This window comes from Limimaricola sp. G21655-S1 (assembly GCF_027213785.1).
Classification (GTDB): domain Bacteria; phylum Pseudomonadota; class Alphaproteobacteria; order Rhodobacterales; family Rhodobacteraceae; genus Limimaricola.
This window is the reverse complement of sequence record NZ_JAPWGO010000007.1, coordinates 18868-33581: the sequence shown is the minus strand read 5'-3', so window position 1 is coordinate 33581 and position 14714 is coordinate 18868. Positions and strand designations below refer to the sequence as shown.

The following is a 14714-nucleotide window of genomic DNA, read 5'->3' as shown; positions in this document are numbered from 1 at the left end:
TCTTGCCTCAAGCGGCCACTCACCTCCGCCATCGGCCCAAGCTACGTACCGCGATCGTGAAATGCGGTGAATATCTCTGGTCAATGTCCAATTGGTACCGCGTGGGACTACCAAGCGTCATACCCTATTTGGGGTATGGTGGTCCGGAAAGCCATGTTCATGCGTATAGGTTCAGAAGATCAAGCGCATCCGGCCACTTGGAGAGGAACAGAAGTTGGCCCGCATCGTCGTATGCGCGAAATTCGATCCAGGGGTGATCGCGCTGAAATTGTGCCAGGATTTCTGGGGGGACTTGGGGATCTTGCAATCCGGACAGGAAATGCACCGGCAGATCCCGCAGCGAGGCCAGCGAAGGCCGCCAGTCCATGGCGGATCGGCGCGTCATCTCCTGGGCCAGCGCCACGGTCGATCCCCCGCGTGGCGCGAGCAGCAGCGCCGCGATCTCGGGATCTTCGACGAGCGCGAGATCGGCCGAGCTTTCGGCATAGACCTCGCGCAGGATCTGCCGTCCTTCGCCGCGCCGCAGCCGTACCGCTGCCGCCTCGAGCAGCACCGGTAACAGGTGCGGCGTGTAGCGCGCAGCCCCCAGCATGGCCCGGTGCCATTTGTGCATGGGGGTGAATTGTTCCGGCGAGGATAGCGGCAGCGTGCCGCCGCAGGCGATCAGCGCGCCGCTGCGACGCGGATGCGCCCGGTGCAGCGCCATGGCGATCAGGCTTTCATCGCCCATGGTGAGAACCGGCACCGGCTCGCGGACGAGATGTTCGAGCAAGGCCGCGACGTCGTGGACGAACTGCCGCACCGGGTCGGCATAAGGCGGCGGCGGGTCGGTCTCTCCCTGTCCGGCCCGAAGCGGTACGATCACGCAAAGCCCCTGCCGCGCGGCCGTGCTTTCCGCGGCGGCGGGCCAGCGTGTCGGGCCGAGCAGCGGAGCAAGGAACAGGCAGGGACGCCCGCCCGGGTCGCCCAGGATCAGGTAATCGAGGCGCCGCCCGTCCGAGAGCCGCATTCGCCGGGGCTGGACAGCTTGGTCCGTCTCCGCGAAGCGCAGCGGGGTCGAGTTCGGTTTGACCGGTACCATTTGCAGCATCGACAGCGTCAGCCGCACCAACTCGGCCTGGCTGCGGATCTCGGTCTTGCCCATGATCGATTTGAGCTGCGCGCGCACGGTCTCGACGCTGCGGCCCCGCGCGATGGCGATGTCGGGCAGTGTCGCGCCCCGGCTCAGTTCGCGCAGCACGTCCGTCTCCGCCGGGGTCAGGCCGAAGGCTTCGCGAAGCATGTCCGGCAGATCGGCGGGCCAGTCGAGCTCCGAGGTGATGACGAGGACGCGTGGCTCGGAACTGCCCGGCAGGAGCCGCAGTGCCAGCAGAATCCCCCGCTCGCCCTCGGGCCCCTGGCCGCGCAGGATCGCCGTCGTGTCTTCGGTTCCGGCGAAGATGGCATGGATGCGTGTCCTCAGCCGATCGCGCTCCGCCGGTTCGAGATACAAGCGCTCCAGACCTTCGCCCACGACGGCACCAAGCACCCGCGCCGCGGCGGCATTGGCCGTCGTCAGGACCATGTCCGGCCCGATCACGAAGGCGGCGGCGCGCTCGATACCGGCCAGCGCCGGGGAGGTGGCCGAGCCGGAATGCTGGTCGATCAACCGCCGCAGCCGGACAGCGTGCCGATCGAAAGGCTGCAGCCCCCGAAGATCGCCATCATGGATGGCCTGCCGCAGCGGGGCCATCACCGGTTCCCAGTTGTCGATCAGGGTGCCGAGCCGGTCGGGATCGATCGCGGCATCGTAAATGAGGTCGATCAGCGTCTCGGCCTCGTCCGGTGTCGGCAAGACCGCGAGATGCCGTCGCGCCTGTTCCGGCATGCTTGCCTCCCTCATCCGTAGCTTAGACCGAGTGTACCCTCTGGTGCCCGATATGGCGAGGCAGGGGGCGAGCATCGCCCGCGCAGCTTCAATCGGACGAGGATTCACTCTAGAAGCAGAGGCGCATGTGGATGGCTGGCAGCAGGATGCGATGAGCGGCGTCGAGCAGCGAGAAGACGAGCCGGGGGTGCTGGGACGACTGGCGCGGGCCTGGAGCGACGGTTGGGCGCTGATCCGCAGCCACGGGCCGAGCCAGGTGCAGTTCTGGTTCATCGCTCTGGCGCTTGGCAGCGCCGCCGGGATCGCCGCGATCGGCTTCCGTGCCGGGATCGAGTGGTTGCAGGCCACGCTCTACGGCACCGACGACGTGGCGATGCTGCACAGCTTCGCAGCCTCGCTGCCCTGGTATTGGCTGCTATGCCTGCCGGTGGCGGGCGGCCTGGTCGTCGGGCTGCTGCTCGACCGGTTCACCGAGGATGCGCGGGTGCGTTCCGTGGCCGAGGTGATCGAGGGCGCGGCGCTGCGCGAGGGGCGGGTGGAACGCAAGCGCGGGCTGATCTCGGCACTGGCTTCGATGATCACGCTGTCCACCGGCGGCTCGACGGGGCGCGAGGGGCCGGTGGTGCACCTCGCTTCGGTTCTGGCCACCTATGTTTCGAGTTGGATCCGCGCCGACGGGATCACCGGTCGCGATCTTCTGGGCTGCGCCGTCGCGGCCGCCGTCTCGGCCAGCTTCAACGCTCCGATCGCGGGTGCGCTCTTCGCGCTGGAAGTGGTGCTGCGGCATTTTGCGGTCCACGCCTTCGCGCCCATCGCCATCGCCAGCGTCGCCGGCACGGTTCTGGGGCGCCTGGTGTGGGGCGACGTGACCGAGTTCACGCTGCCGGACAAGAACGCGCTGGCCTTCTACGTGGAACTGCCCGCCTTCCTGTTGCTGGGGCTTCTATGCGGTCTCGTCGCGGTGGTGCTGATGCGGTCCATCTTCTGGGCCGACGACGTGGCGAACCGCGTGCAGGCACGCATCGCCCTGCCGCGCTGGCTGCGGCCCGCAGCCACGGGGCTGATCCTCGGCGTCATCGCAATCTTCTTCCCGCACATCATCGGCGTGGGCTACGAGACCACCTCGGCGGCGCTGCAGGGCAACATCGCCTTCGACCTCGCGGTGATCTTCGTGGTGGTCAAGGTGGCTGCGGTGGCGGTCACCATGGCCGGGCGCATGGGCGGCGGCATCTTCTCGCCCTCGCTGATGATCGGCGCGCTTACCGGGCTCGCCTTCGGCACCGTCGCCACCGCCATCGCGCCGGACTTCTCGGGTGAGGGCACGCTCTATGCGCTTGCAGGGATGGGGGCGGTGGCGGCCGCGGTGCTGGGCGCGCCGATATCGACCACGTTGATCGTGTTCGAGTTGACCGGGGATTGGCAGACCGGACTCGCGGTGATGGTCGCGGTGTCGCTGTCATCTGCGCTGGCCTCGCGACTGGTGCAGCGCTCGTTCTTTCTGACGCAGCTGGCGCGGCGGGGCGTGCATCTGGCCGCCGGGCCACAGGCCTGGCTCCTCGGCACGATCCGGGTCGAGACGGTGATGCGGGCCACCGGTGCGCCGCGCGCCGCCCCCGAGGAGGCCTGCCGGGAAATGATCGCGGAAGGGGTCTTCGTGCAATCGGGGGCGACGCTGGAACAGGCGATGCCTCTGTTCGAGACGGTGCAGCGGCCCTTCGTGCCGGTGGTCCGCTTCGGCCCCGGCGACGAGACGCCGGAACTCTGGGGCGCGCTGTTTCAGGTGGACGGGTTGCGCGCGGTCAACCGCGCGCTGACGCGGCTGGCGGCCGAGGAGCATTCCTGACCGCCGCGCCGGTCGGGATCAGACCTGCTCGACCGCGACCTTGTTCTTGTAGAAGGCGAGGCAGTCCTTGATCTGCTCCATGCCCGCCTTGGGATCCTCGTAGGACCAGACCGCATCCTCGATCGCGCCGCTCTTGGCGATGATGTTGTAATAATGCGCATCGCCCTTCCAGGGGCAGTGTGAGCGGGTCTTCGACGGTTCGAGAAAGGCCATCGCGATATCCTCCCGCGGGAAATAGATCACCGGCGGGTAGTCGCCCTCGACCAGTTCCAGCGCCCGGCTGCTCTCGCCGAGCACGGCGCCACCGGCGCGCACCACCCAGGTGCCCTCGGCGGGGCGAATCGTGATGTGATCGCTCATGTTATCTTGCTCCCTGTGAACGTCCCGCCGGTCAGAGCGGCGCGCAGGCGGCTTCGAGCCAGTCCCGCGCCGCGCCGTCGAGGCGCGGGGCTATCGCGTCGAATGTAGCCGCGTGGTAGGCGTCGATCCAGTCCCGCTCGGTGGGAGAAAGCATGCCCGCGACGATCAGCCGCCGCTCCAGCGGCACGAAGGTCAGCGTCTCGAAATCATACATCTCGCGGTCATCGGCGCCGGGCAGGGCCGGGGCCTCGCGGGTGACGATCAGGTTCTCGATGCGGATGCCGAAGGCGCCTTCGCGGTAATAGCCCGGCTCGTTCGACAGGATCATCCCCGGCTCCAGCGGGGTCTCGGAGCCCTTGGAGATCCGCTGCGGCCCCTCATGGACCGACAGGAAGGCACCGACGCCGTGTCCCGTGCCGTGATCGTAGTCGAGACCGGCGGTCCAGAGCGGAAAGCGCGCCAGCGCATCGAGATCGCGCCCGACAAGACCCTTGGGGAACCGAGCCCGGCTCAGCGCGATCATGCCTTGCAGCACGCGGGTATAACATTCGGCGGCATCCGTGGGCGGGGTGCCGATGGCGATGGTGCGGGTGATGTCGGTGGTGCCGTCGAGATACTGGCCGCCCGAATCCACCAAGAGCAGCTCGCCCGGGCGGACCTCGCGGTCGGTGTCTTCGGTGACGCGGTAATGGGTGATCGCGCCATGCTCGCCCGCGCCGGCGATGGTCTCGAAGCTGATGCCGCGCAATTCGTTCGTCTCGCGGCGGAAACCCTCGAGCGCGGTGACGACGCCGATCTCGGTCAGCTTGTGGTCTGGATCCCGCGCCAGACGCGCCGCCTCGGTGTCGAGCCAGTGCAGGAAACGGCAGACTGCGGCGCCGTCGCGCAGATGCGCCTGCCGCGCGCCCTCGATCTCGGCCGCGTTCTTGCGGGCCTTGGGCAGTATGCAGGGGTCCTCGGCTTCGGCGATCTCGGTCCCCCAGCCCTTGAGTGTGGTCTCGATGATCGCAGGCGCGGATTTCGCATCGAGGCGCACGGGGCCCGAAAGCTGGCCCAGCGCGCCGAGGAAGGCATCGATATCGAGCACGTCGACATCCGCGCCTAGATGGTCGCGCAGGTTGTCGGCCTTGCCCTGCGGGCAGAACAGCTCGCACCGACCGGTATCGTCGATGATCGCGAAGCCGAGCGGCACCGGCGTGCAGGGCACGTCGTCGCCGCGGATGTTCAGAAGCCATGCGATCGAGTCGGGCAGGGTGAGCACGGCGCAGCGTTGACCGGCCTCGCGCAGGGCTGCGGCGATCTCGGCGCGCTTCTCGGCATGGCTCTTGCCGGCAAACTCCTCGGGCCAGGCGATGAAGGGCGCGGGCGGTGGGGCCGGGCGGTCTTCCCAGATCGCGTCAATGAGGTTGTCGCAAGGCTTGAGGCCGATGCCCTTCGGGTGCAGCTTGCCGTGCAGCTCGCGGATTTCCTCGGGCGTGTGCAGCCATGCGTCGTAACCCACGGTGCCGCCCTCGGGCAGCTCGGCGATCAGCCAGTCGGCGAGCTTGGTGGCGGGCCAGTCGACGGGCGTGAACTCGGGTGCGACCTGGCTCTTGATCTGGATTTTGTAGCGGCCGTCGATGAACACCCCCGCCTTGTGGTCGAGGATCGCCGCGAAGCCCGCCGAGCCGGTAAAGCCGGTGAGCCAGGCGAGCCGCTCGTCGCGGGCGCGCACGTTCTCGCCGCGCCACGTGTCGCCGCGCGGTACGATCCAGCCATCGAGCGCCTCGGCCTTCATGCGCTCACGCAGCGCGGCGAGACGCGGCGGCCCCTGTTCGGGGCGGGCGGTGGTGACGAAGTTCTGGTACATCAGGCGACCCTGTTCATTCCGAGGACGCGGGCCCGCTTGCGCGGGTCGGCGTCGAAGAGCGAGGCGAGCTGTTCGGTCATCGCCCCCGCGAGCTGATCCACGTCGGTGATCGTCACCGCGCGGTCGTAATAGCGCGTCACGTCGTGGCCGATGCCGATGGCGGTGAGCTCCACCGCCTTGCGCTTTTCGACCATGGCGATCACGTCGCGCAGGTGCTTTTCGAGATAGTTGGCGGGGTTCACCGACAGCGTGCTGTCGTCAACCGGCGCGCCGTCGGAGATCACCATCAGCACCTTGCGCGCCTCGCGCCGCGCCAGCAGCCGGCGATGCGCCCATTCCAGCGCCTCGCCGTCGATGTTCTCCTTCAGGAGCCCCTCCTTCATCATCAGCCCGAGATTGTCACGGGTGCGCCGCCACGGCGCGTCGGCGCGCTTGTAGATGATGTGGCGCAGGTCGTTGAGCCGGCCGGGCAGGGGCGGGCGCCCGGCTGCGAGCCAGTCCTCGCGGCTCTGCCCCCCCTTCCAAGCGCGGGTGGTGAAGCCGAGGATCTCGACCTTGACCGAGCAACGTTCCAGCGTGCGAGCCAGCACGTCGGCGCAGATCGCGGCGATCGAAATCGGCCGCCCGCGCATCGAGCCGGAATTGTCGATCAGGAGCGTCACCACGGTATCGCGGAACTCGGTGTCCTTCTCCACCTTGAACGAGAGCGGCGTGGTCGGGTTGGCGACGACCCGGGCCAGCCTGCCGGCGTCGAGGATGCCCTCTTCGCGGTCGAACTCCCAAGAGCGGTTCTGCTGCGCCTGAAGCCGGCGCTGCAGCTTGTTGGCGAGCCGCGACACGGCACCCTTCAGCGGGTCGAGCTGCTGGTCGAGATAGGCGCGCAGCCGCTCCAGCTCGGCCGCCTCGGCCAGCTCCTCGGCGCCGATCTCCTCGTCGTGCTTGGTCTCGAACACGGTGTAATTCGGATCGGCATCGGAATGGGCGGGGGGCGCCGGGTCCTGCGGCGCCTCGCCCTCGGGCATCTCCTGTTCCTCGGCCTCTTCGGCCTCGGCCTGGTCCTCCATCGAGACCTGCGCCTGGGACTGGTCCTGCTGCTGGTCCTGGGACTGCTCGGGAGAGGTCTCGTCCTCCTCGTCCTGATCTTCGTCCTCGCCGGTCGAATCCGGCTGCTGGTCGTCCTCGTCCTCGGAGGCCTCGTCCTCCTGATCGGGGTCTTCCATGTCCGGATCGTCGCCGAGCTGGTCGCCATAGCCGAGATCGCGGATCAGATCGCGCGCGAAGCGGGCAAAGCTCTTCTGATCGTGCAGCGCCTGCGCCAGCCCCTCCAGCCGGTCGCCGCCCATTTCCTCGATGAAGCCGCGCCACAGATCCATGACATTGTCGGCGCCCTGTGGCAGGTCGCGGCCCGTGGCGAGGTGACGGATCAGGTAGCCGGCGGCGACGGCCAGCGGCGCATCGGCCTTGTCGCGGATCTGGTCATAGCCCTTGCGCCGCGCCTCGGCGCCGATCTTGGCATCGATGTTGCCCGCCGTGCCGGGCATGTTCTTCGCGCCCACGGCTTCGACGCGCGCGCCCTCCATCGCATCGTAGAGATCTCGGGCGATCCCCGATTGCGGCTGGTAGCGCGCGTTGACGCCCGCATCGTGATAACGGTGGCGCAGCGCCAGCGCGTCGGCGGTTCCGCGCGCGAGCAGCACCTCGTCCTTGGTCATCCGGCGGCTGACCTGCGGCAGCCGCACGCTGTCATGGGTCAGGCCAGGCGGATCGACCGAAAAGCTGATGGTGAGCTCGCGGTCGTCGGCCATGACCTTGGTGGCCTCGGTCAGGGCCTTCTTGAACGGATCGGCGGGGTTGTCTGACGTCGGGCTCATGGGCAGAGGTATTTCACCTGAGTTGCGGGGCGGCAAGGGCCGGGGTCCGGCCCCCGTGGGAGAGCATAGCGCGGCGCGCGCCGCGGGTCAGGGGGCCTGGACGTCGAGCGGGGTCGCACCGCTGGCCAGATCGGCGAGCCGCGCCACGTGGACGTCGAGCGCGTCGATCACCGGGTAGCCGGGGTCCTGACCGTCGAAGACGAGGTTCAGATCGGTGCCGGCCAGCACGATCGCCTCGGCCCCCAGCTCATCGACCATCCGGCGCCCGGCTTCGATCAGCGCGGTACGGGTCGAGGCGTCGCAGCGCCCCGCCACCGCCAGATCCTGATAGAGCTGGCCCAGAACCTCGATCTCGTCGTCGAGCGCCACCGCCTCGGTGCGTGCCAGCTGGCCGTAGAGGCGGCTGCGCATCACGACGCGCGTGCCCAGAAGCCCAACCCGCGACAGGCCTTTAGCGGCGAAATGGGCGTCGAGCGGCTCGACACCAGAGACCAGCGGCAGCGACGCCTGCGCGAGCGTCTCTGCATAGCAGAAATGGCCGCCGAGCGAGGTGATCGCGGCGCAATCGGCGCCAGCAGCTTTCAGCCTGTGGATCAGCCCGGCATAGATTTCGGCCTGCGCCTCGCGCCGGTCTGCAAGGTTGTTCTCGATCAGCGTGTGGATGTCGGCCTGCACCACCGTCAATTCCAGCGGCGCGCCGCGCGCGCGCATCGCGTCGCAAAGCCGCTGGTAATAGACGATGGTCGCCGCCGGGCCGATGCCGCCGATCAGGCCGATATGCAGCCCGGTCGCCATGTCAGCGTCCGGCGGTGCTCACCGCGCTCTCGGGCAGCTCCTCGTCGAAGCAGCGCTGGTAGAACTCGGCCACGGTCTGGCGCTCCAGCTCGTCGCACTTGTTGAGGAACGAGAGCCGGAAGGCATAGCCCACGTCGCGGAAGATCTCGGCGTTCTGGGCCCAGTTGATCACGGTGCGCGGGCTCATCACGGTCGAGAGATCGCCGTTCATGAAGGCGGTGCGGGTGAGATCGGCCACGGTGACCATCTGCGAGATGGTCTGCCGCCCCTCGGCGGTGTTGTAATGCGGCGCCTTGGACAGCACGATCGCCGCCTCGGCGTCGTGGCTGAGATAGTTCAGCGTCGCGACCAGCGACCAGCGGTCCATCTGCGCCTGGTTGATCTGCTGGGTGCCGTGATAAAGGCCGGTGGTGTCACCGAGACCCACCGTGTTGGCAGTGGCAAAGAGGCGGAAATACGGGTTCGGCGTCAGCACCTGGTTCTGGTCCATCAGCGTCAGCTTGCCGTCGGTCTCCAGCACCCGCTGGATCACGAACATCACGTCGGCGCGGCCCGCGTCGTATTCGTCGAAGACGATGGCGCAGGGGTGGCGCAGCGCCCAGGGCAGGATGCCTTCGGCGAACTCGGTCACCTGCTTGCCGTCCTTGAGCTTGATCGCGTCCTTGCCGATCAGGTCGATGCGAGAGATGTGGCTGTCGAGGTTGACGCGCACGCAGGGCCAGTTCAGCCGCGCCGCGACCTGCTCGATATGGGTCGATTTACCGGTGCCGTGATAGCCCTGCACCATGACTCGGCGGTTGGCGCCGAAGCCCGCGAGAATGGCGCGGGTGGTGTCGGGGTCGAACTTGTAGGTCGGGTCGATGTCGGGCACCCGGTCCGAGCGCTCGGCGAAGCCCTTGACCTTCATGGCGCTGTCGAAGCCGAAGGTCTCGCGGATGTCGATCTCCTCGGTCGGGCGGGCATTGGGGTCGGTCTGGGCGTCGGCCATGATGATCCTTTCGCGTGCGGGCAAGGGCCCTTTTCGGCGGTCGCGCAAGTGATGGAGCATCGCGCGGCGGGGTTCAAGGGCCGCGGGATGCGACCATGGGCCGGGCCCCGCTTGCCTTTTCGGGGCGGGGCGTCATTGTCTGCAACCAGAGTGACGGGGGAACTTCAGCATCATGTCGCGCCAGACCGAGATCGAGGCGATGATCGGCCGCGTCGCGCTGGGCGATCGCGCGGCCTTCGGCGCGCTTTATGACGCGACCTCAGCGAAACTCTTCGGGATCTGCCTGCGTGTGTTGAACGACAGGGCCGAGGCCGAGGACGCGCTCCAGGAGATTTTCGTGAAGCTGTGGCATAATGCGGGGCGCTACCAGGTGAACGGGCTGAGCCCGATGACCTGGCTGATCACCATCGCCCGCAACCATGCCATCGACCGGCTGCGGGCACGGCGCAAGGCCGAGAGCCGGGGGGGCGGCGACATGGATGCCGTCGCCGATCTGGCCGATGCCGGTCCGGGACCGGAGGCCCTGGCCGTCGCGGCCTCGGAAAACCAGAGGATCGACCGCTGCATGGCAGAGCTCGAGCCCGATCGTGCAGCGGCGGTGCGGGGGGCCTATTTGACCGGCGAGAGCTATGCCGAGCTCGCCGAGCGGCACGGCGTGCCGTTGAACACGATGCGCACATGGCTGCGGCGCAGCCTGATGCGTCTGAAGGAGTGTCTGACGCGATGACCGGTCCCGGCGATCACCACGAGGACGATGCCGTTCTGGCCGCCGAGCACGTGCTGGGATTGCTCGGGGGCGAGGAGCTCGACCGCGCCGAACGACGGCTCGAGACGGATCCGGATTACCGCGCGCTCCATGCGGCCTGGGCCGAGGATTTCGTCTCGTTGACGCAGGACATGACGCCGGTGACCCCGCCCGTTCGGGTGCGTAACGCGATCGACCGGCGGCTGTTCGGGGCGCGGCGCGAAGGGGTGCTGTGGCGGCTGGGGCTGTGGCCCGCGCTTTCGGCGGCGGCACTGGCGGCGGGGACGTACCTCGTCGTCACCAATCTCGACCTGCTGCGCCCGGGGCCGGAAGCTCCCCCGTTCGGCGCCGAGATCGCGGCCGAGGATCGCAGCCTCGTGGTGCGTGTGGCCTTCGATCCCGATGCGCCGGAGATGCTGCACGTGTTGCGCCCCAGCGGTGCGGCGGCACCGGGCCGGGCGCTGGAGCTGTGGCTGATCGCGGGCGATGCGGCACCGGTGTCGCTTGGCGTGCTGCCGGAAGATCGCGAGGGGCGCGTGGCGGTGCCCGAGGATCTGCAGCCGCTGCTGTCGCAGGCGGTACTCGCGATCTCCGACGAACCGGCGGGCGGATCTCCCACCGGGGCGCCCACCGGCGCGGTGCTCGGCGCGGGGCCGGTCACGCGCCTCTGAGCCCCGGCCCGCAGGGCCCGAACCGGTTCATTCACGAAGAGAGACGGACGCTCCCGCGCCGCGCAATGCGGCGTGAGGCGGCCCTCTTGATCAATCCTTGTCGCGAAAGGACTTGCTGTCCTTGATCTGGTCCCACGCCCAGACCACCTCGGAGAGCTGCTCCTCCTGGCTGCGATCGCCGCCATTCATGTCGGGATGCAGCACCTTGATCAGCGCCTTGTAGGATTTTCGGATCTCGGCCTTGGACCAGCTGTCCTTGGCGTCGAGCACCTCGAGCGCGCGGCGCTCGGTGGCGGGCAGGCGGCGGGTATGGCCCTGCTGGGCCGCGTTCTTGCCGGGGTTGCGGGTGGCGTTTTCACCCAGCACCTGGTGCGGGTCGTCGACGCCCAGACGCGCCCAGGCGCGCTGTTCCTCGCTGCGCTTGCCGAAGGGCTTGGTCGACCGGCCCCAGACCCGGTCGTTCTCGATCTGCTCGCTGAACTCGGCCTCGGTGCTGCCGTCGAAGAAGTTCCACTTCAGGTTGTATTCGCGCACGTGTTCCTTGCAGAACCAGAAGTAGTCATCGAGGATATCGGGTGATTTCGGGGCGCGGTACTTGCCGGCCTCCTCGCAGCCCGGGTGGTCGCAGACCCGCGTCGAGGTCTCGAAGGCGCCGGACATCCCGCGTCTGCCGCGCGGGTTTTTCTTCTTCGATGCCGATACCGACATATCGAAACCGAAGGGGTCGTTCTTTGCCATGCTCTGCCTCATCCTTTCGAGTCGGACGCGGCAGTTTAGTCCAAAGAGCCGGAGATTGAAGGGGCGGAGGGCATTTTCCGCCCCTTCGGCGTCGGCCCGCCGGGATCAGTCGCCGCGGTTCGCGGTGACCTGCGGCGCCGGACGGTCGGGGATTTCCTGCGCCTCCCGGGCGCCGGGCACCGGCCGCGCGGCGGCGGGGGTCTCGGCGCGGCTGGCGCTCAGCCCCTGCTGCGCGGCCATCGGCTCGGCCGCCACCGGCGTGGCGGCGGGCTGAGCCCCGGTGGCGCGGCGGAACACCAGCACCGAATGGTAGACGGTGCTGCGACCGCGCAGGCCCTGGCGCTCCTCGCAGGGCAGGGTTTCGGCGCGCAGATATTCCCAGCCCTTCGCGCCCAGGTCGTTGATCGTGCCCTGCAGCGCATGGGCGTAGCGATCCTCGCCGGTCTTCAGGCCGCGCTCCTTGACCCCGCGCTTGGGCGCGGGAACGACGCGATACTCGTAGGCGGTCATGGCGCTCTCCTCCGGCACGGGCTCAGAGCCCGAGCTTCTGCGTGACGATCTGATTGACGGCGGCGGGGTTAGCCTTGCCGCCGGTGGATTTCATCACCTGGCCCACGAACCAGCCCGCGAGCTTGGGGTTCTGCTTGGCCTTCTCGACCTGCGCCGGGTTGGCGGCGATGATCTCGTCGACCGCCGTCTCGATGGCACCGGTATCCGTGACCTGCTTCATGCCACGCTCCTCGACGATCTTCGCCGGGTCGCCGCCCTCGGTATAGACGATCTCGAACAGCTCCTTGGCGATCTTGCCCGAGATGTCGCCCTTGGCGATCAGCACGACGATGTCGCCCAGCTGTGCCGGGCTGACCGGGCTCTGTTCGATACCCAGATCGTCCTTCTTGAGCCGGCCGAACAGCTCGTTGATGACCCAGTTCGCGGCGAGCTTGCCATCCTTGGCGCTGTCGAGATGGTTCACCACCGCCTCGAAGTAGATGGCGTTGGTGAGTTCCGCCGTCAGCACGCCCGCGTCGTAATCCGACAGGCCCATATCGCCCATGAAGCGCGCCTTCTTGGCGTCGGGCAGTTCCGGCAGATGCGCCGCGATGTCGTCGACCCAGGCCTGCTCGATCTCGAGCGGCAGCAGGTCGGGGTCGGGGAAGTAGCGGTAGTCATGCGCCTCTTCCTTGGAACGCATCGACCGGGTCTCGTTCTTGTCCGGATCGTAGAGGCGGGTTTCCTGCACGACGCTGCCGCCATCCTCGAGGATCGCGATCTGGCGGCGCGCCTCGAAATCGATCGCGGCCTGGATGAAGCGCATCGAGTTCATGTTCTTGATCTCGCAGCGGGTGCCGAGATGCGAGAAGTCTTGCGTCTCCTGATAGCGCTCGTAATCGCCGGGACGGCAGACCGAGACGTTGACGTCGGCGCGCAGGTTGCCGTTCTGCATGTTGCCGTCGCAGGTGCCGAGGTAGCGCAGGATCTGGCGCAGCTTGCCGACATAGGCGGCGGCTTCCTCGGGGCCACGGATGTCGGGCCGCGAGACGATCTCCATCAGCGCCACGCCGGTGCGGTTGAGATCGACGAAGGACATGTTCGGGTCCATGTCGTGAATCGACTTGCCCGCGTCCTGCTCGAGGTGGATGCGCTCGATGCGCACGCGGCGGGCAACGCCCGCGCCCATCTCGACGATCACTTCGCCCTCGCCGACGATCGGGTGGTAGAGCTGGCTGATCTGGTAGCCCTGCGGCAGGTCCGGGTAGAAATAGTTCTTGCGATCGAAGGCCGAGCGCAGGTTGATCTCCGCCTTGAGCCCGAGCCCGGTGCGCACCGCCTGCGCCACGCAGCCCTCGTTGATCACCGGCAGCATGCCCGGCATGCCCGCGTCGATGAAGGAAACGTTGGAATTGGGCTCGGCGCCGAACTCGGTCGAGGCGCCGGAGAACAGCTTGGCACGGGTGGCGACTTGCGCATGCACCTCGAGGCCGATCACCAGCTCCCAATCCCCGGTCGCGCCCGCGATCACCTTGGGGGCGGGGGCCTCGAATGTCAGGTCCAGCATGGGAGCCTCTCCTTGCACGGTTGTCGCGGGCCTGATTAGGCGCGAATGACCGTTTCTTCAAGGGTCGGGAGAGCGCGCGCGGCTCGGCGGAGCCACGCAGCCGCTGGGCGGTATCCCGCCGAAAATCCAAGCGGATGAAGCACGGACTCGACAGCCGCACGTGCTGCGGGAGAGATCGACGCCAGTTGCTGCCACAACGGACCAATACGAATAATGTTCCCGACACGTGTATCCGCGCGTTTGCGCCGCCTCATGCCGATCGCGCTGCTCTCGCTAGGTGCTGCCTGTGCCCAGATTCCCGAGCCCGAGGTGGAGGCCGCAGCCCCTGCCGCGCTGCCGGTGATGGCCTGGGACCACCGCCCCGAAAGCGCCCGATGGACCGATGCGACGCTGGCCGCGCTCAAGGCGCATGGCGCGCCGCTGCTGAGCCAGGTGCCCGGCGACATCGCGAACTGGTGCCCCGGCTATGCCGAAGCCTCCGAGGACGAGCGCGCCGCCTTCTGGGCCGGGATGCTCTCGGCGCTGGCCAAGCATGAAAGCACATGGAACCCCGAGGCCGTCGGCGGCGGGGGCAAGTGGTTCGGGCTGGTGCAGATCGCGCCCGCCACCGCGCGCAGCTATGGCTGCGCCGCCGGCAGCGGTTCGGCGCTCAAGGACGGCGTCGCGAACCTGTCCTGCGCCGTGCGCATCGCCGCGCGTACCGTGCGCCGCGACGGTGTCGTTTCGGCGGGCATGCGGGGTCTCGCGGCCGACTGGGGCCCGTTCCACTCCTCGAGGAAACGCAACGAGATGGCGAACTGGACCCGCAGCCAGAGCTACTGCCAGCCACGTCAGACCGCGCAGGCCGCCGCCAAATCGAAACGGGCCGGCTGAGGGGGATGCCTGTCGCCGCCGCGACACAGGCGCCACGTCAAGAGGGGCAACCTCGCGG

The 14714-nt window shown here is 68.2% G+C and carries 13 protein-coding genes; 4 read left to right on the top strand and 9 right to left on the bottom strand.

The window, feature by feature from the left end; translation table 11 throughout:
* Nucleotides 1-157 precede the first annotated feature (157 nt).
* Entirely contained in the window at nt 158-1867 is a 1710-nt protein-coding gene (locus tag O4G76_RS08680) for a LuxR C-terminal-related transcriptional regulator (RefSeq protein ID WP_269396965.1), read from the bottom strand.
* Between the two features lie 151 nt (nt 1868-2018).
* On the opposite strand from O4G76_RS08680, the gene O4G76_RS08675 reads away from it, so the two are divergent.
* A complete protein-coding gene (locus tag O4G76_RS08675) occupies nt 2019-3710 on the top strand; it encodes a chloride channel protein (RefSeq protein WP_269397093.1) in 1692 nt (563 codons plus the stop codon).
* Between the two features lie 18 nt (nt 3711-3728).
* Here O4G76_RS08675 and O4G76_RS08670 read toward each other — a convergent pair whose 3' ends face one another.
* The 5 genes from O4G76_RS08670 to cobS all read right to left on the bottom strand — a co-directional run bounded on the left by O4G76_RS08670 (nt 3729) and on the right by cobS (nt 9573).
* Nucleotides 3729-4070 (bottom strand): DUF427 domain-containing protein, encoded by a 342-nt coding sequence (locus O4G76_RS08670; protein ID WP_269396964.1) that lies wholly within the window; start codon nt 4068-4070, stop codon nt 3729-3731.
* Between the two features lie 31 nt (nt 4071-4101).
* The gene (locus O4G76_RS08665) at nt 4102-5919 is read right to left on the bottom strand and encodes an aminopeptidase P family protein (protein WP_269396963.1); all 1818 of its coding nucleotides are present in this window, start codon (nt 5917-5919) and stop codon (nt 4102-4104) included.
* Nucleotides 5919-7790 carry a cobaltochelatase subunit CobT gene (gene cobT, locus O4G76_RS08660; RefSeq protein WP_269396962.1) on the bottom strand — a complete coding sequence of 624 codons (1872 nt, stop codon included), beginning with the start codon at nt 7788-7790 and terminating at the stop codon, nt 5919-5921. The genes O4G76_RS08665 and cobT overlap by 1 nt, the downstream gene beginning before the upstream one ends.
* An 87-nt stretch (nt 7791-7877) precedes the next feature.
* On the bottom strand, nt 7878-8585 hold the full coding sequence (locus O4G76_RS08655) for an aspartate/glutamate racemase family protein (RefSeq protein WP_269396961.1): 708 nt from the start codon (nt 8583-8585) through the stop codon (nt 7878-7880).
* Nucleotide 8586: 1 nt separating this feature from the next.
* A complete protein-coding gene (gene cobS / locus O4G76_RS08650) occupies nt 8587-9573 on the bottom strand; it encodes a cobaltochelatase subunit CobS (protein ID WP_269396960.1) in 987 nt (328 codons plus the stop codon).
* Nucleotides 9574-9745: 172 nt separating this feature from the next.
* Here cobS and O4G76_RS08645 point away from each other — a divergent pair, with 172 nt between their 5' ends.
* Nucleotides 9746-10300 carry a sigma-70 family RNA polymerase sigma factor gene (locus O4G76_RS08645; RefSeq protein WP_269396959.1) on the top strand — a complete coding sequence of 185 codons (555 nt, stop codon included), beginning with the start codon at nt 9746-9748 and terminating at the stop codon, nt 10298-10300.
* Nucleotides 10297-10989, top strand: a complete 693-nt coding sequence (locus O4G76_RS08640; RefSeq protein WP_269396958.1) for an anti-sigma factor domain-containing protein — start codon at nt 10297-10299, stop codon at nt 10987-10989. The genes O4G76_RS08645 and O4G76_RS08640 overlap by 4 nt, the downstream gene beginning before the upstream one ends.
* Nucleotides 10990-11079: 90 nt before the next feature.
* On the opposite strand, the gene O4G76_RS08635 is transcribed toward O4G76_RS08640, so the two are convergent.
* The 3 genes from O4G76_RS08635 to gatB form a co-directional block, all read right to left on the bottom strand.
* Nucleotides 11080-11727: a J domain-containing protein gene (locus tag O4G76_RS08635; RefSeq protein WP_085894739.1), complete on the bottom strand. Its 648-nt coding sequence runs from the start codon at nt 11725-11727 to the stop codon at nt 11080-11082.
* A 105-nt stretch (nt 11728-11832) separates the two neighbouring features.
* Complete coding sequence (locus O4G76_RS08630) at nt 11833-12237, bottom strand: DUF4177 domain-containing protein (RefSeq protein ID WP_269396957.1); 405 nt, start codon at nt 12235-12237, stop codon at nt 11833-11835.
* A 22-nt stretch (nt 12238-12259) separates the two neighbouring features.
* The gene (gene gatB / locus O4G76_RS08625) at nt 12260-13783 is read right to left on the bottom strand and encodes an Asp-tRNA(Asn)/Glu-tRNA(Gln) amidotransferase subunit GatB (RefSeq protein WP_269396956.1); all 1524 of its coding nucleotides are present in this window, start codon (nt 13781-13783) and stop codon (nt 12260-12262) included.
* Between the two features lie 252 nt (nt 13784-14035).
* On the opposite strand from gatB, the gene O4G76_RS08620 reads away from it, so the two are divergent.
* A complete protein-coding gene (locus O4G76_RS08620) occupies nt 14036-14656 on the top strand; it encodes a transglycosylase SLT domain-containing protein (protein WP_165761369.1) in 621 nt (206 codons plus the stop codon).
* The last annotated feature ends 58 nt before the right edge of the window (nt 14657-14714 follow it).